The 24722-nt window shown below is 39.8% G+C and carries 24 protein-coding genes and 1 riboswitch; of the genes, 8 read left to right on the forward strand and 16 right to left on the reverse strand.

The features are described from left to right. Positions 1-28 precede the first annotated feature (28 nt). The gene (spoIIP, locus tag PQ511_RS13200; RefSeq protein WP_273852367.1) at positions 29-1201 is read right to left on the reverse strand and encodes a stage II sporulation protein P; all 1173 of its coding nucleotides are present in this window, start codon (positions 1199-1201) and stop codon (positions 29-31) included. A gap of 226 nt (positions 1202-1427) precedes the next feature. Between spoIIP and PQ511_RS13205 the strand changes: the two genes are divergently transcribed. The 3 genes from PQ511_RS13205 (at position 1428) to PQ511_RS13215 (ending at position 4386) form a co-directional block, all read left to right on the forward strand. Beyond that, on the forward strand, positions 1428-1766 hold the full coding sequence (locus PQ511_RS13205; protein ID WP_420541711.1) for a c-type cytochrome: 339 nt from the start codon (positions 1428-1430) through the stop codon (positions 1764-1766). Positions 1767-1915: 149 nt separating this feature from the next. Further along, positions 1916-2053, forward strand: a riboswitch (FMN riboswitch). A 143-nt stretch (positions 2054-2196) separates the two neighbouring features. Continuing rightward, positions 2197-2778, forward strand: coding sequence for an ECF transporter S component (locus tag PQ511_RS13210; RefSeq protein ID WP_273852368.1), 582 nt, complete (start codon positions 2197-2199; stop codon positions 2776-2778). A gap of 135 nt (positions 2779-2913) precedes the next feature. Continuing rightward, positions 2914-4386 (forward strand): amidase family protein, encoded by a 1473-nt coding sequence (locus PQ511_RS13215; protein ID WP_273852369.1) that lies wholly within the window; start codon positions 2914-2916, stop codon positions 4384-4386. Between the two features lie 43 nt (positions 4387-4429). Here the strand turns inward: PQ511_RS13215 and PQ511_RS13220 are convergent, their stop codons facing one another. Further along, positions 4430-6130, reverse strand: a complete 1701-nt coding sequence (locus tag PQ511_RS13220; protein WP_273852370.1) for a peptide ABC transporter substrate-binding protein — start codon at positions 6128-6130, stop codon at positions 4430-4432. A gap of 388 nt (positions 6131-6518) precedes the next feature. Here PQ511_RS13220 and PQ511_RS13225 point away from each other — a divergent pair, with 388 nt between their 5' ends. Then, entirely contained in the window at positions 6519-7937 is a 1419-nt protein-coding gene (locus PQ511_RS13225) for an aminotransferase class I/II-fold pyridoxal phosphate-dependent enzyme (RefSeq protein WP_273852371.1), read from the forward strand. Positions 7938-7993: 56 nt separating this feature from the next. Here PQ511_RS13225 and PQ511_RS13230 read toward each other — a convergent pair whose 3' ends face one another. The 5 genes from PQ511_RS13230 to PQ511_RS13250 all read right to left on the reverse strand — a co-directional run bounded on the left by PQ511_RS13230 (position 7994) and on the right by PQ511_RS13250 (position 11888). Next, positions 7994-8116, reverse strand: coding sequence for a YuzL family protein (locus PQ511_RS13230; protein ID WP_098446566.1), 123 nt, complete (start codon positions 8114-8116; stop codon positions 7994-7996). Positions 8117-8200: 84 nt separating this feature from the next. Next, complete coding sequence (locus PQ511_RS13235) at positions 8201-8698, reverse strand: DinB family protein (protein WP_273852372.1); 498 nt, start codon at positions 8696-8698, stop codon at positions 8201-8203. Between the two features lie 21 nt (positions 8699-8719). Then, positions 8720-9772 carry a ribosome small subunit-dependent GTPase A gene (gene rsgA / locus PQ511_RS13240; RefSeq protein WP_273852373.1) on the reverse strand — a complete coding sequence of 351 codons (1053 nt, stop codon included), beginning with the start codon at positions 9770-9772 and terminating at the stop codon, positions 8720-8722. A 303-nt stretch (positions 9773-10075) separates the two neighbouring features. Continuing rightward, positions 10076-11254, reverse strand: a complete 1179-nt coding sequence (locus PQ511_RS13245) for an acetyl-CoA C-acetyltransferase (RefSeq protein WP_273852374.1) — start codon at positions 11252-11254, stop codon at positions 10076-10078. A 187-nt stretch (positions 11255-11441) separates the two neighbouring features. Continuing rightward, on the reverse strand, positions 11442-11888 hold the full coding sequence (locus PQ511_RS13250; RefSeq protein ID WP_273852375.1) for a GNAT family N-acetyltransferase: 447 nt from the start codon (positions 11886-11888) through the stop codon (positions 11442-11444). A gap of 476 nt (positions 11889-12364) precedes the next feature. On the opposite strand from PQ511_RS13250, the gene PQ511_RS13255 reads away from it, so the two are divergent. Beyond that, positions 12365-12721, forward strand: coding sequence for a YuzC family spore coat inner layer protein (locus tag PQ511_RS13255; protein ID WP_273852376.1), 357 nt, complete (start codon positions 12365-12367; stop codon positions 12719-12721). Positions 12722-12724: 3 nt separating this feature from the next. On the opposite strand, the gene PQ511_RS13260 is transcribed toward PQ511_RS13255, so the two are convergent. The 4 genes from PQ511_RS13260 to PQ511_RS13275 form a co-directional block, all read right to left on the reverse strand. Then, positions 12725-13192 carry a hypothetical protein gene (locus tag PQ511_RS13260; protein WP_273852377.1) on the reverse strand — a complete coding sequence of 156 codons (468 nt, stop codon included), beginning with the start codon at positions 13190-13192 and terminating at the stop codon, positions 12725-12727. Further along, complete coding sequence (locus PQ511_RS13265) at positions 13189-13395, reverse strand: helix-turn-helix transcriptional regulator (protein WP_224598273.1); 207 nt, start codon at positions 13393-13395, stop codon at positions 13189-13191. The genes PQ511_RS13260 and PQ511_RS13265 overlap by 4 nt, the downstream gene beginning before the upstream one ends. A 125-nt stretch (positions 13396-13520) precedes the next feature. Further along, positions 13521-14012, reverse strand: coding sequence for a universal stress protein (locus PQ511_RS13270; protein WP_273852378.1), 492 nt, complete (start codon positions 14010-14012; stop codon positions 13521-13523). Positions 14013-14124: 112 nt separating this feature from the next. Next, on the reverse strand, positions 14125-15474 hold the full coding sequence (locus PQ511_RS13275; RefSeq protein ID WP_273852379.1) for a TrkH family potassium uptake protein: 1350 nt from the start codon (positions 15472-15474) through the stop codon (positions 14125-14127). A gap of 132 nt (positions 15475-15606) precedes the next feature. Between PQ511_RS13275 and PQ511_RS13280 the strand changes: the two genes are divergently transcribed. The 3 genes from PQ511_RS13280 to PQ511_RS13290 all read left to right on the forward strand — a co-directional run bounded on the left by PQ511_RS13280 (position 15607) and on the right by PQ511_RS13290 (position 18543). Next, on the forward strand, positions 15607-17190 hold the full coding sequence (locus PQ511_RS13280; RefSeq protein ID WP_273852380.1) for a GAF domain-containing sensor histidine kinase: 1584 nt from the start codon (positions 15607-15609) through the stop codon (positions 17188-17190). Positions 17191-17203: 13 nt separating this feature from the next. Continuing rightward, positions 17204-17860, forward strand: coding sequence for a response regulator (locus PQ511_RS13285; RefSeq protein ID WP_273852381.1), 657 nt, complete (start codon positions 17204-17206; stop codon positions 17858-17860). A 134-nt stretch (positions 17861-17994) separates the two neighbouring features. After that, entirely contained in the window at positions 17995-18543 is a 549-nt protein-coding gene (locus tag PQ511_RS13290) for an NADPH-dependent FMN reductase (RefSeq protein ID WP_273852382.1), read from the forward strand. Between the two features lie 38 nt (positions 18544-18581). Here PQ511_RS13290 and PQ511_RS13295 read toward each other — a convergent pair whose 3' ends face one another. From PQ511_RS13295 to PQ511_RS13315, 5 genes are all read right to left on the reverse strand, one after another. Then, the gene (locus tag PQ511_RS13295) at positions 18582-19664 is read right to left on the reverse strand and encodes a Ger(x)C family spore germination protein (RefSeq protein WP_273852383.1); all 1083 of its coding nucleotides are present in this window, start codon (positions 19662-19664) and stop codon (positions 18582-18584) included. Then, the gene (locus tag PQ511_RS13300; RefSeq protein WP_273852384.1) at positions 19661-20755 is read right to left on the reverse strand and encodes a GerAB/ArcD/ProY family transporter; all 1095 of its coding nucleotides are present in this window, start codon (positions 20753-20755) and stop codon (positions 19661-19663) included. The genes PQ511_RS13295 and PQ511_RS13300 overlap by 4 nt, the downstream gene beginning before the upstream one ends. A 24-nt stretch (positions 20756-20779) precedes the next feature. Further along, positions 20780-22270 (reverse strand): spore germination protein, encoded by a 1491-nt coding sequence (locus tag PQ511_RS13305; protein WP_273852571.1) that lies wholly within the window; start codon positions 22268-22270, stop codon positions 20780-20782. A 112-nt stretch (positions 22271-22382) separates the two neighbouring features. Then, positions 22383-23825, reverse strand: a complete 1443-nt coding sequence (locus PQ511_RS13310) for an NADP-dependent isocitrate dehydrogenase (protein WP_273852385.1) — start codon at positions 23823-23825, stop codon at positions 22383-22385. A gap of 263 nt (positions 23826-24088) precedes the next feature. Continuing rightward, entirely contained in the window at positions 24089-24664 is a 576-nt protein-coding gene (locus tag PQ511_RS13315) for an SCO family protein (protein ID WP_273852386.1), read from the reverse strand. Positions 24665-24722 lie beyond the last annotated feature (58 nt).

Consider the following 24722-nt stretch of genomic DNA (forward strand, 5'->3'; position numbering starts at 1 on the left):
CTGTGTTGTTTCACAGCGCTTCCTTCTTTTATTTATTTACTTTCTGCGTTCCCCAGTAATAATCGCTTATGACATCTGCAATGGCCTTTACAGTACGGCTGAGTTGTTCAAGGTTATTGTCCACTCCACCCATTTCAATTAGCATGGCATTTTGTGATAAATCTTGATTATATATACCATCCACTCCCTGCCCTTTTTTACCGATAACTCCTCGACTTAATCCAGGATACTTGGCTTTTAGAGCTTCATGAAGTTCCTTTGCAAGCGCTAGGTTTTTTTCGTAATTTGGATTTTCTTCCCCCACCACAAATACAGTACGAGCATATTCTTCATTATTTATCGTAACTGTAGTATCTTTTTCTCTTAATGAATCACGGTGGATATCGATAAACAAGTTAAGATCCTCATTCCCAGCAGCAGCGGACTGAACGATTGATCTAGAAACATCATAGGCTTTTCCATTGGTCCATCCCTTTTCTTTTAATAAAGCTCCTATATTGGAATCATCTACTTGAGCGCCAATTCCTCTGTCCTCAAGTTCTTCTCCCAACAATTTCCCTACTAACGTAATATTTGTTTTTCCATCTATCGCTAGATCAGCATTTTTTTCTCCTTCAAGACCTAATAGAGGGAGATAAGATTCATAGCTATGCGAATGATAAATAAAGGCGACTTTCTTTCCATTTGTTGTTTGAAGTGGTGGTGTGACCTTATCCTTAGTATCCTTAATTTCTAATTTCTCTGTAGGGACTTCTCTTTCTTTAAGCAAATCATTCAAAGGCGGGGCGGATTCTACAGGAAGATTCGTAAAGTTTGTCCCTTCTCCAGCAACGTGAATTTTAGCATCATATAATGCAAAACCTGGGAGTTCCCCTCCTAGAAGACTCCTTATATCGCCAGGTTTCACACTCGTAATAAATTGAAATGTGACAAGTGACAGCGCTGGCGGTTCACTTTCTTCGGGCAATACTTGCGTTAAATAGTGATTCTCAGTCCCCATTCCATATACCATCGCTTCTGTTGAAAAGCTCGTGATCCAATCATGTAACATAGAAGAGGAAAGCTGGTATTTCGTTTCCGAAGAGGAAATGACACCTGCTACTACAAATAAAAAAATGAGTCCTGCAACTGTAAAAAAAGAGATGAATCGAATTTCTCTACTGCTTGTATCACCAAACAGCCTTGGAGAGCTGTTTTTCATTTCTCTTCCCTCCTTCTCATTCACTTCACACTCTATGTCTATGAATTGCCAGGTTAAATTAGAAGATTTATTTACTAGTTCTCATAGATACATAATTCAGGAAGAATTAAGCAAAATATATTTGATAATTGAATGTTAGAAAAGTATGATAAAGGTGAGGATACAGGAGGTGAACAGAATGGGTAAATCATCCGCTTATATTACTGCAATAATTTTGTTCCTAGTTATGGTTGTAGGCTTTACATACTGGCTTTCCACAACCGAAGAACACGCTGGTGGAAATGAAGCCAGTCATGGTGAGCAAGCTGAAGAAGGTGGCGGTGAAAAAGGCGGCGATTCCGCTGGTGGAGAAGCTGAAAAAGTTTTTGCACAAAACTGTGCATCTTGTCACGGTGAAAACCTTGGTGGTGGTGCTGGTCCAGCACTTGAAGCCGTTGGTGGTAAGTATTCGAAAGATGAAATTCTCGAGATTATCAAAAATGGGAAAAGTGGCGGCATGCCCGCTGGCGTTATTCAAGGGGAAGAAGCTGAAATGGTCGCGACATGGCTTTCTGAGAAAAAATAATAACGCTTACTTCAAGCTCTCTGTCCTAATGGATAGGGAGTTTTTAATATTATTTTTGAAAGCGTTATCATAATATACCTTAGTTTCAAGAGGTTTTTATTGAGAAATGTTCTCTCTCCCTGTATAATGTACTTGTAAACATTATAACGAACTATCTTCGGGGCAGGGTGTAATTCCCGACCGGCGGTGAAGGATAAGCAATTCCTCAAGCCCGCGAGCCTGTGTTTTGGGCAGGATCTGGTGTGATTCCAGAGCCGACAGTATAGTCTGGATGGGAGAAGATGGTGGAGTAGTAAGCTTTCTTGAATTTTTATAGAAGCTTGCTTATTTCCCCATGCCGTAACCATGAGCCCCATACTCATGGTTTTTTGTGTGCATTGGGACCACATCTCCTTTTTCGGTGGTTCGAAAAAAAGGGAGCAATGTCAAAATGAAAAGTGTTTCAAAAACGCAGCGCATGATTGTAGTTGCCATGTTCAGCAGTATTTCGTACTTGTTAATGCTTTTAGATTTTCCGCTACCTGGATTTCCTGTTTTCCTTCAAATCGATTTCAGTGATATTCCAGCGCTATTTGTTGCCATTCTATATGGTCCAGTTGCAGGAATCCTTGTAGAAGCGATTAAAAACTTTATTCACTTTGGGATACAAGGTAGCTTTACAGGTGTCCCAATTGGTCAAATGGCTAACTTTATTGCGGGAATATTCTTTGTTGTACCAACAGCACTTCTATTCCGTAAGTTTAATCAAACGCAAAAGGGATTAGCCCTTGGTTTGACGCTTGGAACAATTTTAATGTCAGCAATGATGGGATTGTTGAACTATTTAATTATTCTTCCAGCATACACCTGGTTCATGGGCTTTGAAGAAATGTCAGCTTCTGCCCGTCAAGCACTTGTATTAACCGGTATTACACCATTTAATCTCATAAAAGGCGCGATTGTAGCAAGTATATTTGTTGCCTTCTTTATAAAATTAAAACCCTGGTTTGCTCGCCAAACGAGAGTGGCATAACGAATTAAAACCGAACCTTAAGACAAGGTTCGGTTTTTTGTTGTCCTATTTATCCGAATAAAGAACAAATGGATGTAAAAGGGATTTTCCATTTATTATCGAAATAGGTATAAAAAGTGTTGGGAGGTACAAGAAATGCTATCTATCGATTGGTTAGAGAGGTCCACGATTCTCGATCTTCAACAGGCGATGCTTGCTCAAAAATTCACTTCAAAGCAGCTCGTTCAATTTTATCTCAATCAAATCGCCGACCATAATCACAAAGTGAACGCCATTCTAGAAATCAATCCTGAAGCAGTCATGATTGCAGAATCTCTTGATCGTGAGCGCCAAATAAAAGGGATAAGAAGTTCTCTACACGGCATTCCAATTTTATTAAAAGATAATATCAATACAGGCGATCACATGCATACAAGTGCTGGCTCTCAAGCTCTAGCTACTTCCTATGGCAAAGATGACGCCTTTTTAGTGAAGAAACTGCGTCACGCGGGTGCTGTTATTTTAGGAAAAACCAATATGACCGAATGGGCCAATTTCATGAGCGATAAAATGCCAAATGGGTATAGTTCAAGAGGCGGACAGGTACTGAATCCATATGGCCCTCGTACTCTTGACGTAGGAGGATCCAGTTCTGGATCAGCCGTTGCCATTGCTTGTCACTTTGCTACCGCTGCGATTGGAACAGAAACGAACGGATCCATTCTGAGCCCCTCAAGTTCGAATGGAGGCGTTGGTCTTAAGCCTACTGTTGGAACAATTAGTCGTTCAGGTATTATTCCAATCTCTTTTTCACAAGATACGGCCGGCCCAATGACCCGAAATGTAACAGATGCAGCTATTCTTCTTAGTCATTTGACAGGAGAAGATCCTATGGATCCTGCCACACATTCTACCCCTCTCCAAAAAGATTACACGCCTTATCTACTCCCTATGTTATATGAACCATTACGAATTGGAATTGTTCAGAAAGGCTATTACGATACGATGCATATGGAAGAACAAGAGAAATTAGATAAAGCAAGCGAAGACCTTAAAGAAATGGGTTGCACGATGATAAATATTGACCAAATTTGCTCAGATCAAGAACAGCTTGAAGAAGATTATCAGGTTTTACGTTATGAGTTTAAGTCTGGTATTAACCGATACCTAGCTAAAGAAACAAGCGCTTCTTTCCGTGACCTTCAATCGATTATTAATTACTATCAACAAAACCCGTTAACTCTTCCTTACGGTCAATCCGTTTTACTCGAAGCAAATGAAACGAGCGGATCTTTAACAGAAGCACAGTATTTGCACAGTCGCGTCCGAGATATCTCTCAAGCAAAAGAAAAAGGCTTAGACCTCCTTATGGAAACTGAAAAACTAGACGCATTGCTTTTTGTAGGGTCATATGGCTCAACACTCCCTGCAAAAGCAGGCTATCCTTCTATAACCGTTCCTGGAGGTTTCACATCTAATAAAAAACCACTTGGCCTTACCTTTACAGGAAAAGCGTTTAGCGAACCCCAATTAATTAAGCTTGCTTATGCTTTTGAACAGCATACACGTCAGCGAATACTTCCAGAATGGTTAGACAACCACCAGACGACACAACAATCTCAACCTTAAAAAAAGCGCGAGCCTAATGGCTCGCGCTTATCTAATGAAACTTTTACTTTTCGATTGTTACCCATTTAAGAGAAGAATCTGCACCAAACTTGTGAATGTGATAGTTTTTCACATAGTCTTTCATGATTATAGCAGAACCACCTTGATAAGTTGGTAGAATCGCCGTATCTTCTTCAATTAGAATACGCTCTGCTTCTTGCATCATTTCCCAACGCTTCTGTTCGTCAGATTCAGTCTTAGCATCAGAAACCAGCTTGTCATACTCTTCGTTAGAGTAGTCCATACGGTTGTATGCGCCATCTGTTTCAAACATGTATACATAAGTCATTGGATCTGGATAGTCTGGTCCCCAACCACCAGTTGAGATATCAAAGTCTCCAGCGTCCTCAAGATCAAGGAACTGCTTCCAAGGTTGCTTATTGATTGTAATCGTAAGTCCGTCTAGCTTAGATTCAAACTGATCTTTCGCATATTCTGCGATTTTAGAAGCAAGGTCACTATCCGTTGTAAGGAATTCAAGCTCAACTTTATCTGTACCAAGAGCTTCTAGACCCTTTTTCCAGTACTCAGCAGCATCGTCTGCAGTTTGATCGGCAAGATAGCCGTCTGGAGCTGGTGCACGGAAATCTTCATCGTTAAAGTATAGGAATTCTTTTGGTACAAGATAGCGAGCTGCTACTGAACCATTGTTAAGCAATACATTTACAAGACCATCACGGTCATAGGACAAGAATAGGGCTTTACGAATATCATTGTTCGCAAGTGCTTCATTCTTCTGGTTCATGCGTAGGAAATAAATCGTTGTATCAAGGATGGTCGTAAAATCTTCACGATCTTTAAATTGATCAACGAAGTCTGCACTTAGAGCAGCACGATCGATGCTTCCAGTCTCATAAAGGTTCACACGCGTTGCTTCGTCTTTTACGATTTTGTAATTCGCTTCTTTCAACTGTACTGTGTCAGCATCCCAGTACCCATCGTTCTTCGCAAGCTTCCAGCCTTCCCCGTGATTCCATTCAGCTAGCGTAAATGGACCGTTGTAAAGCATTGTATCAGCTTCAAGTGAATAATTATCCCCTTGCTCCTCAGCAAATTCTGAAGGTTGTGGGTAGAAAGATGCAAATGTGAGAAGGTCAAAGAAATACGGAACTTCTTGTGTTACAACAACTTCCAGTGTCTTTTCATCTACTGCTTTCACACCAAGTTCTTCTACTTTACCGTATAAAGGATCGCCTTCAGTGATGATTTCATTACCATTCTTAATACCTGCCGCACCCATCATAGATGCATATCCGCCCATTGTATCTGGGTGAATAATTTTGTGCCATGCATATACGAAATCGTCTGCTTTCACTGGCGTGCCGTCAGACCAATTCGCATCTTCACGAATTTTAAATGTATAAACAGTTTCTCCGTCTTTTTCTTCAACTTCCGGCTCTTCTGCCGCCATACCTAGAACAGGCTTATTATCTTTATCAAGACGATAAAGACCCTCGAATACCTGGTTCATCGCGTTAAATGCAACAGTATCCGTTGCTTGTGTTGAGTCCATAGTCGGAATATCCTGTGTATCTGTTAAATTTAGAACCTGTTCAGCTGATCCTTCCGAGCTATCGCTATCTCCGCTAGTCGCTTCTCCTTCACTGTTCGTGTTGCTTGATGTGTTCGAATTACCAGAACACGCTGCAAGGAAAAGGCTTAACAATAAGATGACCGAAAGCAGAAGCGAAAACTTTTTCTTCATTGTGTTACCCCCTATTTGTTTGTACCATTCAGTTAAGGTCTATTTTAAGTAGACCTTATGTAGCCATTCAAACAAAACTAATCGATGGGAAAACGTCGTGAGATCTATAACAGGGAGGTCATATCACTCAACATATGTAACCAATACCGATTAGAGGTTTGAATATTCTTAATTAACTGAATGATTAAACTTATTTTAAATTTCAAAAAACTTTCTGTAACCATCCAATTTAGCCAAAAGTATACCAGCCATTTTGTTTTTTTCTACAAAAATATCCGTCTAATGGCTTAAAACCTGTATTTTTAGTGAAATGCTTTCGCTATATTTTTTTGAAAATTTTATACAATTATCTCTAAAATTCTCTATAATAGGGGTGAGGTGATGGGCAATGGCGAGATTTGTACTCCATACAGAGAGCAGCAAACCGTTGTACAAACAAATCGTTGATTACTATGAAAATTCAATTATAAATGGCTCTCTCCAAGCGGGTAATACCCTACCAGCTGAACGCGATCTAGCAGTTCAACTTGGAGTGAATCGGAGCACTGTTACGACTGCTTATGCTGAATTACGAGCAAATGGGCTTATTACATCTAGACAAGGAAGTGGGACGCGAGTCAGTTTAGATGCGGCCGACTTAATCCCTAGTCATTCTACTACCTGGAATAAGCTTCGAAATCAGCATTTATCTGAAGACACACCGTTAGCAGAAAAATCTTATTCCAAGATGAATGATTCCTCGTTCATTAACTTAAACTCAAGTATTCCGGCGCCTGAGTTGTGCCTTGCTCGAAATGCCTATGATTTAGCCACCTATACAACGAATAGCGAACAAACTTCTCCAACGACCATTCAATTGAATCACGCAATTACTCAGTTTATTCAATACTCTCCTTCGACTGAAAGCATGGTATTGTCATCCAGTCTTGAACAAGCTGTGCTGTTAGCTATGAAATGTTTTCTAAACCCCGGAGATGTGATTGCGGTTGAGGAGCCGATAAACGATTCACTACTGAATCTTTTTTTAGCTTCTGGCATCCAGGTTATTCGTTACTCTAATGAGCAACCTTTAAGCAACCTACAATTCCTAAAAGATGGAATTAAACTAATTATTTCTAGTTCACTAACAGCCCATGACTGCTCTTTAACGCAAGCCGCTCTAACCCAACAAAGAAAAAAAATAATAACCTTATGTGAAAAAATAGGAATTCCTATTATAGAGTTAGTTGAATTCTCTTTGCTCAAAGGATTTCACGATAACAATCCCCATTCATTTTACGAACTTGGCATGGAGCGAAAACTCGTCTTGCAAATCGGACACATTACAGGTATCGCCCCTGGTTTAAGTTTAGGATGGATTTTAGGCCCTGAACATGTCTTAAAGCGAGTATCGGAAGTTCAAGTTCAACTTAGCATGATCCCTTCACCCGTTTTTCTTGAAATTATTTATAACATTATTCATTCAAAAGAAATCCATAAACACATTGAAGAGGTAAAAGAAGAATTACTTGAAAGAAAACAACAAGTTCACAACAAACTAAATACTTTAAAAGACCAAATAACCTTTTTAAAGGTAGAAGACACTACGGCAATCTGGTTTGATTTTAAACCCGCCTTACATCTTGAGGAATTGATGGATGCGCTTTTTGAAGCACATGTATTGCTTTCACCTTCACTTCATGAAGAAGCTGTCAGGATCAAAATACCTCTTGCTACCTTATCGAAAGAAAACCTACTTGAAGCAACAAGTCGCCTCATTAGCGTACTAAACACTTTACACATCAGACAGTTTGCAGAAATTTACTAAGGAAGGAAAACTCGATATACAATCTAAAAAGCGCTGCTCATAGCAGCGCTTCGTTGTTATTTCTTTTTCTTTTTTCGTTTAGAGTCGTACGTTATTCCTACTTCTACACCCGTACCCTGTCCTTCAGGTTGGGATGAAGCCAGGCCATTGGTTGTAGGGTTAGCTTTATGTTTTGCCATTCTTCTCACCTCCCCTTTTTTAGCGTTACCATGGACTGTCTTTCTTATCCGACCATTTAGAAGGAGGAGAGCGAATGAGATTGGCTAAGAAGAAAAGTGTGTCAAAGAACTTCCATGCTTATTCATAAAGACTTCTATTTGAAGTTTATGGTGATCATCGTGCTCAATAAGGCCTTTAATGTAGCTTGTAAGGCAATTTGGATACTTATCGATGTAAAATGTACTCTTCCACTCGATTGGATTAATTCGCTGAAGACGTTCCACCACTTGCCTTCTCGCTTCTATGGTTTCAGCAATTAATTTTTCTTTTGATAAGCCAGATCTCGCATACTCTGCTGCACGCTGATTGACTTCTTCTACATGATCCAGTCTAGGTAGATTGGCTTCACTATGAAGAAAAGGAATTCTTTCTTTAAGAAGATAATGATCCCATTTCATGATATGAGACAGAATTTCAGCTGGAGACCATTTCCCTTGTTTAATAGGCTGAAAAAAAACATCCTTACTCATCTTTAGTGCAGTCGATTCTAACCAAGTAATTAGCGAAGCATATTCGTTTAAAACAGAGCGTTTATCCGTCATCTAATCCGTCTCCTTCCCCAGCTAGCGATGTTTTCTCGTACGATCTCCGGCTATCTTTTTCCATTTTTTCTTTTCATCAAGCTGAGCTTTTTTATTCGTTTGTCGTTCGAGAAATGCAAGCTCACGATGAAATTTTTTATAATTCTCAAACCTTCTTTCTTCTAATACCCCTTCGTCTATGGCATTTCTTACGGCACACCTTGGTTCACCATCATGCCTGCAATCTCTAAAGCGACATTGTTGTGCAAATGCCTCAATATCAGGGAAGCCTTGAGAAAGATAATCTGTTTCCCAGAGCTGAAGCTCTCTCATACCAGGCGTATCAATTAGGACGCCACCTGATGGAAGCATAATTAGCTCACGACTGGTTGTCGTATGCTTTCCTTTACCATCACCCTCGCGGATATCTTGTACAACCTGTATATCTTGGCCATATAGCTTATTAATAAGAGTAGATTTTCCAGCACCTGAAGAGCCGAGGAGAGCAGTAGTCGTGCCCTCCGTTAAATAAGGGAATAAGCTCTCTAGTCCTGCTTCAGTCGCTGAACTCACGACATGAATTGGCACCCCTACAGCCATGCTAGATAGTGCACCTACTTTTTCTTCAATATCCTCACAAAGATCTGCTTTACTGAGGACAATTACGGGGTTGGCGCCACTTTCCCATGCCATGAGAAGGTATCGTTCAATCCGACTTGGACTAAAGTCTTGGTTGAGAGCATTAACAAGAAAGACTGTGTCAACATTGGCTACAATAATTTGTTCCTCTGTAGTGGTACCGGCTATTTTTCTTGAAAATTTACTTTTCCTAGGAAAAAGATAGTGGATCATTGCTTTTTGATCCGTTCCAGGACTTATCAATACCCAATCACCAACCGCTGGCAGAGAATCACGATGTTCGGCTTCAAACCTGAACTTACCTGAAAGCTCTGCTGTGTAAGTTTCTTCTCCTGTTGAAAGCACATAACTTCCTCGATGCTCCATTCTCACTCGAGCTGGGAGTAATTCTTTTTTATTTACCGTCTGATACGTATCTTCAAAAAATGAGTTCCATCCTAATGCGATTCGATTCAATTGAAAGCCTCCTGATTAATAAGTGTGCGTATAACAAAGAGCCGTACACAAATGCCGGCTCCTCTCATACAATCAGCCACTTTGACTGATAACGAAAAAAAAACATGGACATGTGGGGTGCACAGTCCATGGTTTTAATCTTATTAAACAGAAGTAAAAATACTTCTCACCACTCGGACTGTGCACGATATGAAATTAACAGCGCATTCTTTTTGTTATTTACCATCATGCACAACCCCTTTCCGTTAGTTAGTAGTTTTAGTATACGCAACTTGACCACAATTGGCAATGTTTTCTGACAAATTAGTTTACCTCAACGATTATAGCTATTCCTTGTCCCCCACCAATACATAGGGAAGCAACACCATATTTTCCATTTCTACGTCTCAATTCTTTTATCAATGTATAAAGTACTCGCGTCCCACTAGCACCAACCGGATGTCCTAAAGCGATTGCCCCTCCGTTCACATTCACACGTGAGCGATCAAGCTCAAGTTCTTTTTCAACCGCTAAATACTGAGCTGCAAATGCTTCGTTCACTTCAATCAAGTCCATTTCTTGCAACGTCAGTCCTGCTTTCTTCAATGCTTGGCGTATAGCAGGAACCGGACCGATTCCCATGATTGAAGGATCTACTCCTGCTATTCCCCAGGAGACAATGCGAGCAAGCGGCTTGAGATTCTTTGACGTAACGTACTCTTCTTCTGCTAATACAACCGATGCTGCTCCATCGTTAATTCCACTTGCATTTCCACCAGTGACCGTTCCATCTTTTTTAAATGCAGGCTTTAAATTGGCTAGCTTATCGGCAGTCGTTCCTTCGCGAATATGCTCATCAATGGAAAAGGTTTCAATTCCTTTCTTTCCTTTTATCTCAACCGGTGCAATTTCGTCCGCAAATAAGCCTTTTTCTCTTGCATCCGCTGCTTTTTGCTGACTTTGAGTAGCGAACTCATCCTGATCTTCTCTAGAAATCCCATATTTTTTTGCAAGGTTCTCCCCCGTTATCCCCATTCCAGTTCCGGTATACTCATCCGTTAACGTCGCCAACAGCATATCATCCATTTTTGGAGCGCCCATTTTAGCTCCAAAACGACTTCCTCTTAAAGTATATGGAGATAAGCTCATATTCTCAGCTCCTCCGGCGAGAGCAGTTTGGCCATCTCCCATCATGATGGATTGAGCGGCTGAAATGACGGCTTGCATGCCAGACCCACACAGACGATTTACTGTTAGCGCAGGACTTTCAATTGGGATTCCTGTCCCAAGGGCAATATGACGTGCAAGATAAGAGGCATTTGATGTGGAATGAATGACATTTCCAATCACAGAAAGAGCAATTTCGCTAGCCTCTATCCCACTTTTTTTGAGCGCTTCCTTACTTGCTGTGATTCCTAACTCAGTTGGACTAATATCCTTAAGTGAACCTCCAAATGATCCAAATGGCGTTCTTGCACCTTCCAAAATAAAAACGTCTTTCATCTTTTCCCCTCCATTCACCTCTATTTTACAAATAAAAGGAAAGCGTTTACAACTTTTTTTCTAAGGATTCCGATTCCATAAGATCATTCAAGGAATAACTAGCATCCCTCTCCTTTGAAGCACCACTTCGGTAAAGTGTTCGAGTTCAGAGAGCACCACTTTGATAGGCGTATTCATTTGAACATCCTTACTCTATTACATAGCTTAGTCGAATCATATCCCGACAAGCAATTCCGTTTTCAATAATCGGTTCCGGATAACTATCAAAAAAACCTTCAATAATTTCTGTGATTCGAAAGTGGCATTTCTGATAGAGCGCTAATTGATCGAGACTCGAATTACCAGTCCCGATGACAACCTTCTTTGCGCCATGAGTTGCAGATTTTTGGATGGCGTCATGAATAAGCAGCTTCCCTATCCCCTGCCCTCTTCTATCCTCTCTTACAGCAATATTAATAATCTCAGATGTGTACTCTTCTTTTTTCACTAGGACATAGACCCCAATGATTTCTTCCTTCTCCACCGCTACGTAACAATATCCCTCTCTTATATAACGGTCAATATGAGCGGAAGATGGATCAGCTTCAAGTAGAAGATGATAAGGAAAGTTCTGTTTAATCTGTTTGATTTTCACTCCAACCACTCCTTTACCCACTTTATTCTCACATTTTGCATTAACGTCATAACCAATGCCTCCTATCTTTAAAAACAAAAAAATCGTGCCTCAGCACGATTTAAGATGATTTTATTTTAGAAGTAATGCCCAAACTGATTACCAATGATAAAACCAAACTTATCAGATCGATGGGGTTATATAAAAGGCCGAATGTCACTGTTCTCGTTAATTGCTGCGCCTTACCCCAAACCGTTAACCACTCTGGTTGGAACACTGCATTCACAACCGAACCAATTATTAAGTTTAAAATAAAATAAAGGCAAACCAGACTGATTGTAAATATAACATATTTCTTCAAAACATCATGCTCCTTCTCCAAACGTCTTCTGCGTTATTGTAACCTGTTCGAAACAGATTTCACAAATCCATAGGAGACGCACACCTTTAGAATTAGTGCCATAAGGTAAGAGTAACACGTCTACAGGAGGACAATGATGTCATTTAATCACAATCAATCTAGCGAATGGCCTTATTCTCCCTTTTTCCACTCTTATTATCGTCCTTACCCGCCTATTGAAGTGACCCGCTTCCAGCGTTCAGCTGCAACATGTACAAATCTCATGGAGCAAGGGAAAAAACTCCTAGATAAAGTGAACAAGGATGCCCAGTTTGCTCATGAATTAAAAGATGCAGCACAAAAAAATGATCAATCTCATGTTCACTCTTTAATTCAAGCGGCTGGTGTCACTTCTCCCTTCCATCTTTCCTATACCCCAGATGCCATACGTATCGATTTTAATGCAGGAAACGATGATCGTTGTAGCGAGTTCACTGTGAAACTTTGCTGGTAAAACTTATTTTAACTTTCTACGGAGAGATAAATAAAAGACACTCATTTGAACAAATGGTAGCAGCAGCAAAACCAAAATGGGATAGCCTGAGAAATCTTTCGAAATGACAGGCTGCAAAGTCATAGCTGCAATTAAAAGTGGCGAAGCAAACATCATTGCAATGTAAGCATTTCGACAAGCATGGGCCGTCAAGTTTTTTTCTCGTTCATCGTCTTCACATAGTTCGGAAGGAAGCAGAAGAGCTTCTTTCCACCCTTTGTTATTTCTTCTCTTATTGCGAGTAATCACAAATCCAATAATACTAGCAACGAGAAGAGTAATCAGGATAGGTGTCATGTTAATCATTACTTCATCCCCATTACCGCTCATGAAATTTTGAAATTGGGATGCGGCATCGTAATAGGTTACCATTGCCCATCCAAAAAGACCAAGAACAATGACATTCAACATGTAAATCACAGATAACTTCATTCCGATTCCTCCTGTAATTGAAATACTTCTTCCATTGCCATGTCAAATTCACGACAGATCTTCATTGCAAGCAATAAAGATGGGACATACTCTCCCTTTTCAACAGCGGCAATCGTTTGCCTTGTTACATCCACTTTGGAAGCTAGCTGCTGCTGTGTTAATTGGAATCGTGCTCTTAGCTCTCTAATTCGATTCTTCAGCATCCCCTTAACTCCTCGCTCATCTCTTATAATAGTATTCTACACCAAACAAAATGTTAAGTAAACCTTACTTTAAGTTATTTTTATTTAACATTATACCAAATAAAAAAAGCCTGGTAGCCAGGCTTTTATTTTACAATTAAGACAGGACAAGGAGACTGTTGCGCCACTTTCTCACTAACGCTTCCAAGTACCCATTTTTTAATACCACTTAATCCTCTGCTTCCAATAATGATTAAATCAGCTTCTGTCATTACAGCTAGATCTACAATTTCTTTCGCGGGATCACCACTTCTTACTTCGGAATGAACATTAACACCCATATGTTGTAATGTTTCCTTTACTTCACGTAGGATAGCCTCTCCCTCGCTTCTTTCAATCATGACTCCATTTTGTTGTTCAGGAACCGGCGCCGGGACACCTGCGTGCCCTTCATTTCCAATACTTCCTGTACCATAGGGAATTCTTGTCGCGGGTTGGCTTGAAAGTTTATTAGATTCTTTTGCAACATGCACTAAATAAATAGAAGCTTTGCTTAAGTCTGCTAATTTAACCGCTTGATGTAAAGCTTTTTCACTATCTTCAGAACGATCATAAGCCACTACTATTTTTGAATACATGATCCTTTCCTCCTTAAGAATGAGAAGTAGTATACCTATACCCCTGTTAGGAAGAAAATATTAGCACGAATGAAAACGTATTCTTATTGATACATTTGTTACGGAAGTCTCATTAACCAGTAATAATTGGCTCCTTTGGATAATGATAATGTTCAACTGAAGCTTTCCCACGCATCATAAGTAAGAAGGAAATAATCCCGATTCTTCCAACAAACATGAGGAAGATAATCACACATTTTCCAGCGGTGCTTAGTTCTGAGGTAATTCCGAGAGATAAACCGGTTGTTCCAAAAGCTGAAGTTACCTCAAAGATAATTGCCGCTAGCGAGAATGATTCGGTTGCTGAAAGAATCACTACTGCAAGACCACACAGTCCAGTTGCGGTAAAGATAACGATAAACGATTTAATAATATCATCGTGAAGGAGCTCTCTTCCAAAAACTTTCACGCTCTTCCGCCCCCTAGCAAAATGAATCACTGTTAAGACTGCAACAGCAAACGTTGTTGTTCGTATGCCCCCTCCTACACTGCTTGGAGAGGCTCCAATAAACATAAGTAAACTTAAAACCATCTGTGTGGGTAAAGCGAATTCACTTACGTCCATCGTTGCGAGGCCGCCGTTTCTCGTTGTCACCGATTGAAAGAGGGAATAAAACAGGGCTTGATCCCAGGATTTATCAGCTAAGAAATGCCCAGCTTCTAAAACCCATATAAGGATAGTTCCGATGATAATGAGTCCAAAAAACGTCGTGCTTGTAACCTTCGTAAATAAAGTAAATCGATAAGCAACAGCTTCCTTTTTTTGAAACAAATAATCTTTCAATTCAATTAGGACAGGGAATCCGATTGCACCTAAAATTAGCAGCATCATATTAATGGTTTGTACAAAATAATCATTGGCATAAGGGACAAGTGAATTTCCTGTAATATCAAATCCTGCATTTGTGGTCGCACTGACTGCAGCAAAAAAACCCTGAAGAAATGATTCTTGCCACGTATCATAATATTTTAATAAATAAATTCCGAGAATAACGGTGCCAATTGCTTCAAATAGAAGAATAAGTCCAAGAATTTGTCTCATTAATTTTACTAATCCTGCTAATGTACCTCGATTCTGATCTGTACTAATCAGCTGACGCTCTTTCATTCCTATTTTCTTTCCCATTAACAGCCAAACAAACGTACCAAGTGTCATGATGCCAATCCCACCAAATTGTAGAACAAATGCTAGTATGTATGTCCCTACTGTACTGAAGGTATCAGCAGTAGATACAACTGTAAGGCCTGTTACACTAATCGCACTTACCGCTGTAAACAATGCATCGATAAAGCTCCAATGAACACCTTCCTGATGGGCAATTGGGAGACTTAATAAAATGGTCGACAGCACAACCGCAGTGACATAAAAAAGTACAATGAGTTGAACTGACGAAAGTTCTGTCGCTTTTTCTTTAATTCTCATATGCTTTCCTCCCTGATCCTATAGCATGATCATGACGTTAACCCGCTCTTTTGTAAATACCACTCTTTAGAGAATAACCTCGTCTATAGTATAATAAACGTTGTCAATTGTTTGAAAATTGGGGGAATATCGATGAACGATCAACGTCATGAAAGAGAACTGCTCACTCTCAAAACAATCGCTGAGACATTAAATCGCTCTACAGATCTGAAACCAATGCTTCAAGCGGTACTTGAAGATTTGTTAAGTGTCACTGGTTTAAAAACGGGATGGATTTTCCTATCCAATCATAAAAGTCACTATACATGTGAAGCTGATGTAAAACTTCCCGCTGCTCTCACTCAAAATCAGAAAGAACCAATGTGCAAAGGAACGTGCTGGTGCTTAAATAAATTTTGGGGTGGACGATTAAATCAGGCCGTAAATATAATTGAATGCAAGCGTCTAGAAGACGCCCTTTACCACCAGACGGGTGATACAGAAGGACTGACGCATCATGCGACCGTTCCATTAACCGCCGCAGGTGAATCTTTTGGGGTATTAAACGTTGGTTCGCCAGGTAAAGAAACCTTTTCAGACGAAGAGTTAACGCTTTTAGAGTCTGTTGCCTTTCAGATTGGTACTGCCATTAAACGAACACGCCTCTATCAAGATGAACAAAAGCGAGCTGAGAATTACTTAAAATTAGAAACCTTAACGAGAGAATTGTGGCAACATGAAAGTGATGATGAGATCATTCGTGCAATTGTGCATCATGCAGGTCAGTCATTCAACTGGCCATTCGTCGGTTTTTCATCAAAAAGTCACCCTCACGCTATCCTCCATTCAACTTACAAAAATGGAGAAAGCAGCATAAGGACTAAAACATATTCTAAGGAAACGATTCATGAAATACAAGAAGCCGCTCAAAGCCATCAACCTGTGACGCTCCAAAAAAATGTATTTCCCATTCATTTACCATCTCTTGTCATTCAGGCAAAACATGTGATGATTCGTAAGGAGTCAATTGGTATCTTATTCACGCTGCTTCCATCCTTTTCTAAAAGTGATGGAGAAATCTTGCACGCAGTTGCTGATCATATGGCACTCGCCATTGAACAATCTCGTGTGAATGATAAAAGACAGGAACTTATTCTATCGGAAGAACGAAATAGACTTGCGAGAGACTTGCATGATTCGGTCAGTCAAAAGCTTTTTTCCCTATCCATGACAGCACGCGGAGCACAAAATATCCCTCATGCTCCAAATATACTCAGTGATGCTTTACAAGACATACAACAGCTTTCTCAAGAAGCAATGCAAGAAATGAGAACGTTAATTTGGCAGCTTCGGCCTGTAGGGATCGAGGCTGGACTTATGACTTCCCTTAAATCTTACGCTGTCGGATTAGGCCTGAATCCAAATTGTGACGTGTCTGGCTTTAAACATCTTCCCCGGCCAATTGAAGAAGCGCTTTTTCGAATCGGACAGGAGTCATTAAATAACATCCAAAAGCATGCCGGTGTAGCAGACGTCACTCTTCACCTTCTCATAAATGAACAAGAAGCCACCCTTACGATTGTCGATTGTGGAAATGGATTTAATCCAGAAACCATCGGGGATTGCACACTAGGGCTTAGAGGAATGAAAGAGCGAGCAGCATTACTAGGAGGCACCTTTTCGATTTTTAGCAAACCCAAAACCGGAACAAAAATTCAAGTTCGACTGCCACTATGAAAGAGGGATTTACATGGAAAGAAAAATAAAACTACTTTTAGCTGATGATCATCTTATGGTAAGAAAAGGACTACGCTTTTTTCTTGAAACTCAGCAGGATATTGAGATTATCGGTGAAGCAGCAAACGGCATAGAAGCCGTCAGACTAGCAAAAGAATTAACTCCAGACATCATTTTAATGGATTTAATTATGCCAGAAATGGATGGCATTGAAGCAACAAAAGAATTGAAAAAAAGTCTACCACATATCAAAATTATTATCTTAACAAGCTTTTCAGATCAAGATCATGTTCTTCCAGCTATTAGAGCTGGCGCTGAGGGGTATCAATTAAAAGATATTGATCCTGATGAGTTAATTTACACCATTCGAGAAGCGAATCGTGGAAATCGGCACCTCCATCCTCTAGCTACCAATCAGCTTATGTCTCATATGACAGAAAAAAGCGAAGAAGAAGAGCGAAAACTTTCCTTGCTAACCCCTAGGGAGAGAGATGTATTAGGAGAAATCACGTTAGGGAAAAGCAACAAAGAAATAGCAGCTGCTCTCTATATCACAGAAAAAACCGTTAAAACGCACGTAAGTAGTGTTCTTTCAAAACTGAATTTCCACGATCGCACTCAAGCTGCTCTCTATGCTACAAAACAGAACTGGTTCGAAGATCAATCCTAAGACTAAAGTATGAGTCGTGACCCCTCCTTATTTGCGATGCAAGTTGCTTAGATGTTTTATACGCTAATAAGAGATTCATTTGCTCACAAATGAGGTATGGAAAGAATATAGAGGTAGTAGAAAGGAGCATTTAAATGAAAGTAATGGTAATGAACGGAAGTCCTAGAGACAAGTCTATGACAAGGAATTTGACAAATACGGTGACGGATCAGCTTGATGAAAAAGGAATTGAAGTTCTTACATTTGATGCAGGGTTTCATGACCTGCCATTGTTCAAAGGTAGAAAAGAAGACCTTGATCATCCAGAAGTAAAGCGACTAATCGCTCATGCTACGCAGGCAGATGCGTTCATCATTTGCTCGCCTGAGTATCACAACGGGATGAGTGGCGCATTAAAAAACGCGCTTGATTTCTTAGGAGGATCACACTTCAAAAATAAACCTACAGCTCTTGCGTCTGTAGGTGGTGGAGGAAAGGGCGGCATCAATGCTCTCAATAATATGCGAACAGTGATGAGAGGCCTTTATGCTCTAGTAATACCTGATCAGTTCTGTGCGGATCCGACTTGCTTTGATGAAAAGGGTTATATGATCGAGACAAAAGCAAAAGAACGACTAACAATTGTCGTAAATGAGCTAACCTCTCTTACATCAACAATGGAGAGGAAGATCGAAGTCCAATAAACAAGAACAAGCGTACTTGAAGCAAAGTACGCTTGTTTTTATTCAATAACCCCTGATTCGGTAATTGTTACGTCCATTTGAAAGGTTATATCCATGTCCGGATAACGTTTTTCCCAATCTTCTTCATGAAAATCTCCTCTGGTAACGCTCCGAACAGCACTTCCGATTCCAAGTGGATCGATGTTAAGATCCTGAAATTTGTTTATCATGTCCATCCCGGTTTTTTCAATATCCTTTTCCATCTTGGTTTCAATATTCTTAAGCTTAGCAGGTGTAAGCTTCTCGCCTGAATATTCTTTTATCACTCCAAGAACTTTACCATGCAGGACAATTTTATTACGGTTAACCATCTTTAAGTTAATATTCCGCTTTGAAGCAATATTGTATATCGCAGCATGTTCCTCTTCATCCAATTTCACAGTAAACGAATCATTGCTAGAAAATTTCTGATGAAGAACTTTAAATGTAAAAAGGTTTTTAGCATTAATGGAATCTACCATTTTATCACCTTTAAACAAGGCAATCCCCGTGATTTTCACCTTATCTTCATCAAGCACAACTAAAGGGAGAAAAGGATCATCACCTACAGAGTAATAATTATATAAAAAATCATGAAGATTTGTTTCAGGAAGCATACCATGCCGACTATTGTGACTTAATGTGTCATGAATATAGGTTCCCGTGTCCACATTACCATAATTCGTGGTTAGCAATGTTTCCACATCAGTCCCTGATATTCCCAAAAATACTCTAGATCCAATCGAAGGATCCCTTTGAAGCGTATCTACCAACTTCATAATCCCTTCAGTCTCAGCTATATCTTGACTAAAAAGGGCAACCTGTAGCTTTCCACTTACAAAGGGTTTCGGCGACTCTGAATTGTATTGACTTCGTATTTCTTTACTAAGCTCTGCTGTTTGAACAAAAACATTATTCTCAATTCTTCCATCAGCTTCATACTGAGGGGCGACGGCAACGCCCTTCGTTTGACCTTCTTCCTCATCTGATTCCGGAAGATCATATCCAATAATGGTTACCATTTGAATGTCATCAAGAATACTTTTTTGTACACAACTTGTTAAGAAGAACATACAAACAATCATACACACCCGTCGCTTCATCCTGATCTCCCCACCTTACTCTTTATGTACTGTACAACAAACAAAAATGGCACATACACATAAACAAAATAGAACCCTAATTTACTTGTATATTGATTTAACAAATCAATACTTTCACGTCTTGCAAACACACCACTACTAATTAGCACAACAATAAGAATAGGAATAGTCGCATTTTGCTGACTGATCCGTGACAATCTTCTAATTCCTCTCCCAGCTGCCCAAACTGTTATGCAAATATTGGGAAGAATGACAAGCGCCCAAGATGCAATTCCAATGTATTCAAATCTCTGTACAAATGGCATTTCTGCAATTTTCCAGGTTGTTAACGTAGCCCAAATCGTTTTATCTAATTGTTCTGTACTAAAAAAAGCAATCGTTGTAATCATGACAAGCGTATAAATGAGAACCGTTAGGAGATGACCACCTTGAGCCCACCGATGTGACTTTTCTGCGTCTTTAATAAATGGTAAATACATGAACAATGTTGTAAAACCTAAATAAGATAGAGAGGCACCTTTAGCTCCCTCATACATTTCCATAAATGAGTGATTAAAGAAGGGAAGTAAATCTCGAAATTGACCATAGAACAAAGGAAAGACCATTGTAAGAACAAGATAAAAGGGAAGAACCACTCCAAAAAAGGCGATACCCGCTACTACACGAAATCCGCCAGATAAACAATAGTAAACAAGGAATAAAAGCACGGTTCCAAATATCCACTTATTTAAATCTGGAAACATCCATACTTGAACCACTTCGATATAGGTTCTGAGTACTGTAATGGCCATTGCAATAAAATAACCAATGGCGATTAAGCTAAGACATCCCCCTAGCCATTTTCCAAAAAGATTTTGGTGTAAAGAAATAAGATCCCCTTTTTCCTTCATCATAATTTTATATATTAAGAAAATAATAACGTTCAAACTTAAACCCGCTGCTAATACAGAAATCCAAGCGTCATTACCAGCGGCCTTTGCGCTGATTCGCTGAAACCCCATAACACCAACGCCTACTTGAACAGAATGAACAAGATAGAAAACAAGAAATGGAGATACTTTATATTGATCTTTCACCTCGGGTCCAGCCATATGAAAAGCATCTCCTTTCTGTCCTTATTCATGAAAATCGTTTTTCTCTTTCTTCGTTACAGGAGTGAATCGTACCGTATCCTCAGACTGCAAATGAATGGGTCGTTTATTTTGAAACTTTAATGGAAACCTGATAATGGCATCTTTTAAATCCTGTACACGTAATGGATAAAGAGGCTCAAGAAAAGGTCTTCCTAGTGATTTAAGCTTAAGTAGATGAGCAATTAAGAAACTAAAGCAAACGGTAACTCCAAGAAGTCCCCAAAGATGAGCAAATAAAAGAAATGGAAAACGTGTTAATCGAATCGTATTGCTCATGCGATAAACTGGAGTGGTGAAAGACGCGAGCGCCGATAGTGCGACAATGATTAACAGTACGTTACTCGTTAATCCAGCTTCAACTGATGCTGTTCCGATGACGATACCCCCAACAATACCAATTGTTTGACCAACTTTTGTTGGAAGTCTTGCGCCTGCTTCTCTTAGTAACTCAATCGATAATTCTAAAAAGATGGCTTCTAGTATTGGCGGCAGCGGAATACGCTGCCTTGAACTAACCAGAGTACCGAGTAGATCCTTTGGAATTAATTCGTAGTGATATGTCAACGTAGCGACGTAAACAGGCGTAACAAGAATGGAAAACAAAATAGCAAATATTCGAATCAATCGGGCGCTTGATGCAACAATCCAGTTAACAAAATAATCTTCGAATGCTGAGAAAAATTCGACCAACGTGGTGGGTCCTATTAATGCCTGTGGTGAACCATCCGATAGGACAACTACCTTTCCTTCACATAAAACGGATGTAACCCGGTCAGGTCTTTCTGTATCAATCAATTGTGGAAAAGGAGAGTTACGATCATCTGTAATTAACTGCATTAACACAGAGCTATCCACAATTTGATCCACTTTAATATCTTCAAGTCGCTGTTTTACCGTGTTAACGTTCTCTTCGTTTGCAATGCCATCAAGGTAGAGAACGACTACTTTCGTATTAGTCAACTTCCCAATTGTTAACTCGTAGGCTTTTAATTCATGCACAGGCAGCCGTTTCCTAACTAAGTGTATATTCGTATCAAGCGATTCAACAAACGCTTCTTTCGATCCAACGACTGTGAATTCTACTTCTGGCTGGGTAACGGCTCTTGCCTTCTTCACTTGTGATGGAATAAGCGCACATTCTTTTGCATTTGCATTTAAACGAATGATGACAAAACCTCTCATCACTTTTTCACAGATCTCTTTCAAATCATTTGAAATGATCACACCTGGAATTGGAACCCTTTCTGGTATTTCCTCCAGCGTCTTTATTGGTTTTTCGACAAGGTAAGGAAGGATATGATCATTGAGCTCCGTTTCGTGAACGAGCGTTTTAAAATAATAAATAAAAAACGAACTATCCTGTTGCTTGCTTTCATGATGGAGAAAATCTCCTGAATCTTGTAAGTTTCGTATAAGTTCAGGAAGGTTTTTTAACTTATCGGGAGAGTGATTTTTTTTCAACCATCGAAACATTTTTTTCACCACGCATTCACCAGTTCTTCTAGTAGTTTTTGCAATTCAGTTTAATTTATCCAACTCCAAAAAGCACAAAAAAAAGCGTGCCATTTTGGCACGCTTCCACTATTTATTGTCCTTGAGCTAATGAATAGGCAATTTTCCCATCAAATCGATATAAGTTCTCTATCTTAATCCAGTCTAATTCTTCAGACTCGATTTGAGATAGAAGCTCACGAATCATTCCTTGTGTTTCTTTTTTTCCTTCAACCGGCTGGAATCTGCAGCGCCAGTGATCGGATAAAAACGTTTCGGAGAACCCGTTTGGATATACTTTCACACCACGATTTGTCATCATAACGAATTCATGATTGCTTGCTTCTGCTGCACGAGTGAGTTTATCAGCAATTTCATCAATCGTAAGCGTATTGTTAAATAAAAATACGTCTGTTCCGTCAAGTTCACGCTCAGGAACGTAGTTCGGACGGATCGTTTCTTCTTGCTTCTCTTCCACTTCCTTACTATAAACAACAGGAGCGAGAACAGAAGGAGATTGACCAAGACGATCAACCACAGCATTTGCGAACTCTTTCGTTCCAACAGCGTCTTTTCCTTTGGCAATATCACCAGTCAAAACGCCATCTTCAATCGTTTTCAACCATGCATTATGAATCTTTTCAGCTGCTTCAGGCTGTCCGATATGGACAAGCATCATAATTGCTCCGTGAAGAAGACCAGACGGATTAGCAATCCCTTTACCTGCAATATCAGGAGCACTACCATGGATTGCTTCAAACATGGCGATTTGATCTCCGATATTGGCTGAACCTGCCAAACCAACGCTTCCTGCGATTTGAGCTGCGATATCCGAAGCAATATCTCCATATAAATTCAACGTTACGATGACATCAAATTCTTCTGGAGAGTCAGCTAGACGGGCCATACCAATATCAACAATGTAGCTGTTCGCTTCAATATCAGGATATTCAGCTGAAATTTCTTTAAATACCTGATGGAAAAGGCCATCACTTAATTTCATGATATTATCTTTCACCAGGCAGGTGACTTTCTTACGATTATTCTTACGCGCATATTCAAACGCATGACGAATAATGCGCTCAGATCCCGGACGTGAAATAAGTTTGAGGCTTTGCACCACATCAGGCGTTTGCTGATGCTCGATACCTGAATAGAGATCCTCTTCATTTTCACGAACAATGACAAGGTCCATATCTGGGTGCTTGTTTTCAACGACAGGATGGTAAGATACGCAAGGGCGAACGTTTGCATATAATCCCATAGCTGTTCGAATCGTCACGTTAAGACTCTTATAACCTCCGCCCTGTGGTGTTGTAATCGGTGCCTTTAAAAGGACTTTTGTTCGACGTAGAGAATCCCATGCTTCTTGTGGGATACCTGTTGAATTACCGGTAAGGTAAACTTTTTCGCCAACATCAATAAATTCAGGCTCAATTTCAGCCCCAGCTTGTTCTAGGATATTAAGTGTTGCTTCCATGATTTCTGGACCGATTCCGTCTCCAGTTGCCACGGTAATTGGACGCTTTTCTGCCATGATCTTCTCTCCTTCTCTGGTCTTTCATCACACACTGAAAAAGCCGGCAAGCTCTAAGAGACAATACCGAATCTTCCTGATATCGTGAATTTTCCATCCTCCAAACTTCTCTAAACCCTAGTTTGAGTAATGGAAGTAACCATCAATTTGTTATCGCTTTCCAAGGTTATTATAGAAATCATGTTCTTTTTTGTCAATTTTACGTCGTTTCTGACAGTAGTTGTTAAGGAAAAAACCAGTCCCTTTTAGGAACTGGCTTCTTGTTATTGTAGCGCTTTAACATCATCCACAATTTCTTCATAAGGTACGTTCGAAACACCAGAATACTTTTTCACGACAACGCCATCTTTATTAACTAGATAAAAAGCCGTACCATGAATGAACTGATCTGAACTTGGATCCGCATCTACGGCAGTTTTGAAACTACTTTCCGCAAAGCTTTGAATCTCTGCGTTATCATAACCAGTTAAGAAGTGCCAGTTCGATAAATCAGCATCAAATTTCTCCGAAAATTCCACTAATTTTTCAGGGGTATCTCGTTCAGGATCAACCGAGAAGGATACGAGCTCTACATCCACATCTGCTGCAGCTAGCTTATTCTGGAGCTGCGACATATTAGCGGTCATTGGTGGACACACCGTTTCGCAATTCGTAAAAATTAAATCAGCAAGCCACACTTTTCCTTCCAAATCACTTAATCCATACTCACTATTTGTGTGATCTGTATATGTAAAATCCTGTACTTCCCAATCAAGTTCATCTGGAACGTCCTTCCCACAAGCACCAAGAATAACGAGCACTGCCAATAATCCTGTAACCAATAAGAAGCGTTTCTTCATAAGATTACCCCCAAGAAATAGAATAATGTTCCTTCTTACCATATCTTAAATCCAGGTA

It is taken from the genome of Guptibacillus spartinae (assembly GCF_028610625.1).
GTDB classification, from domain to species: domain Bacteria; phylum Bacillota; class Bacilli; order Bacillales; family Guptibacillaceae; genus Guptibacillus; species Guptibacillus spartinae.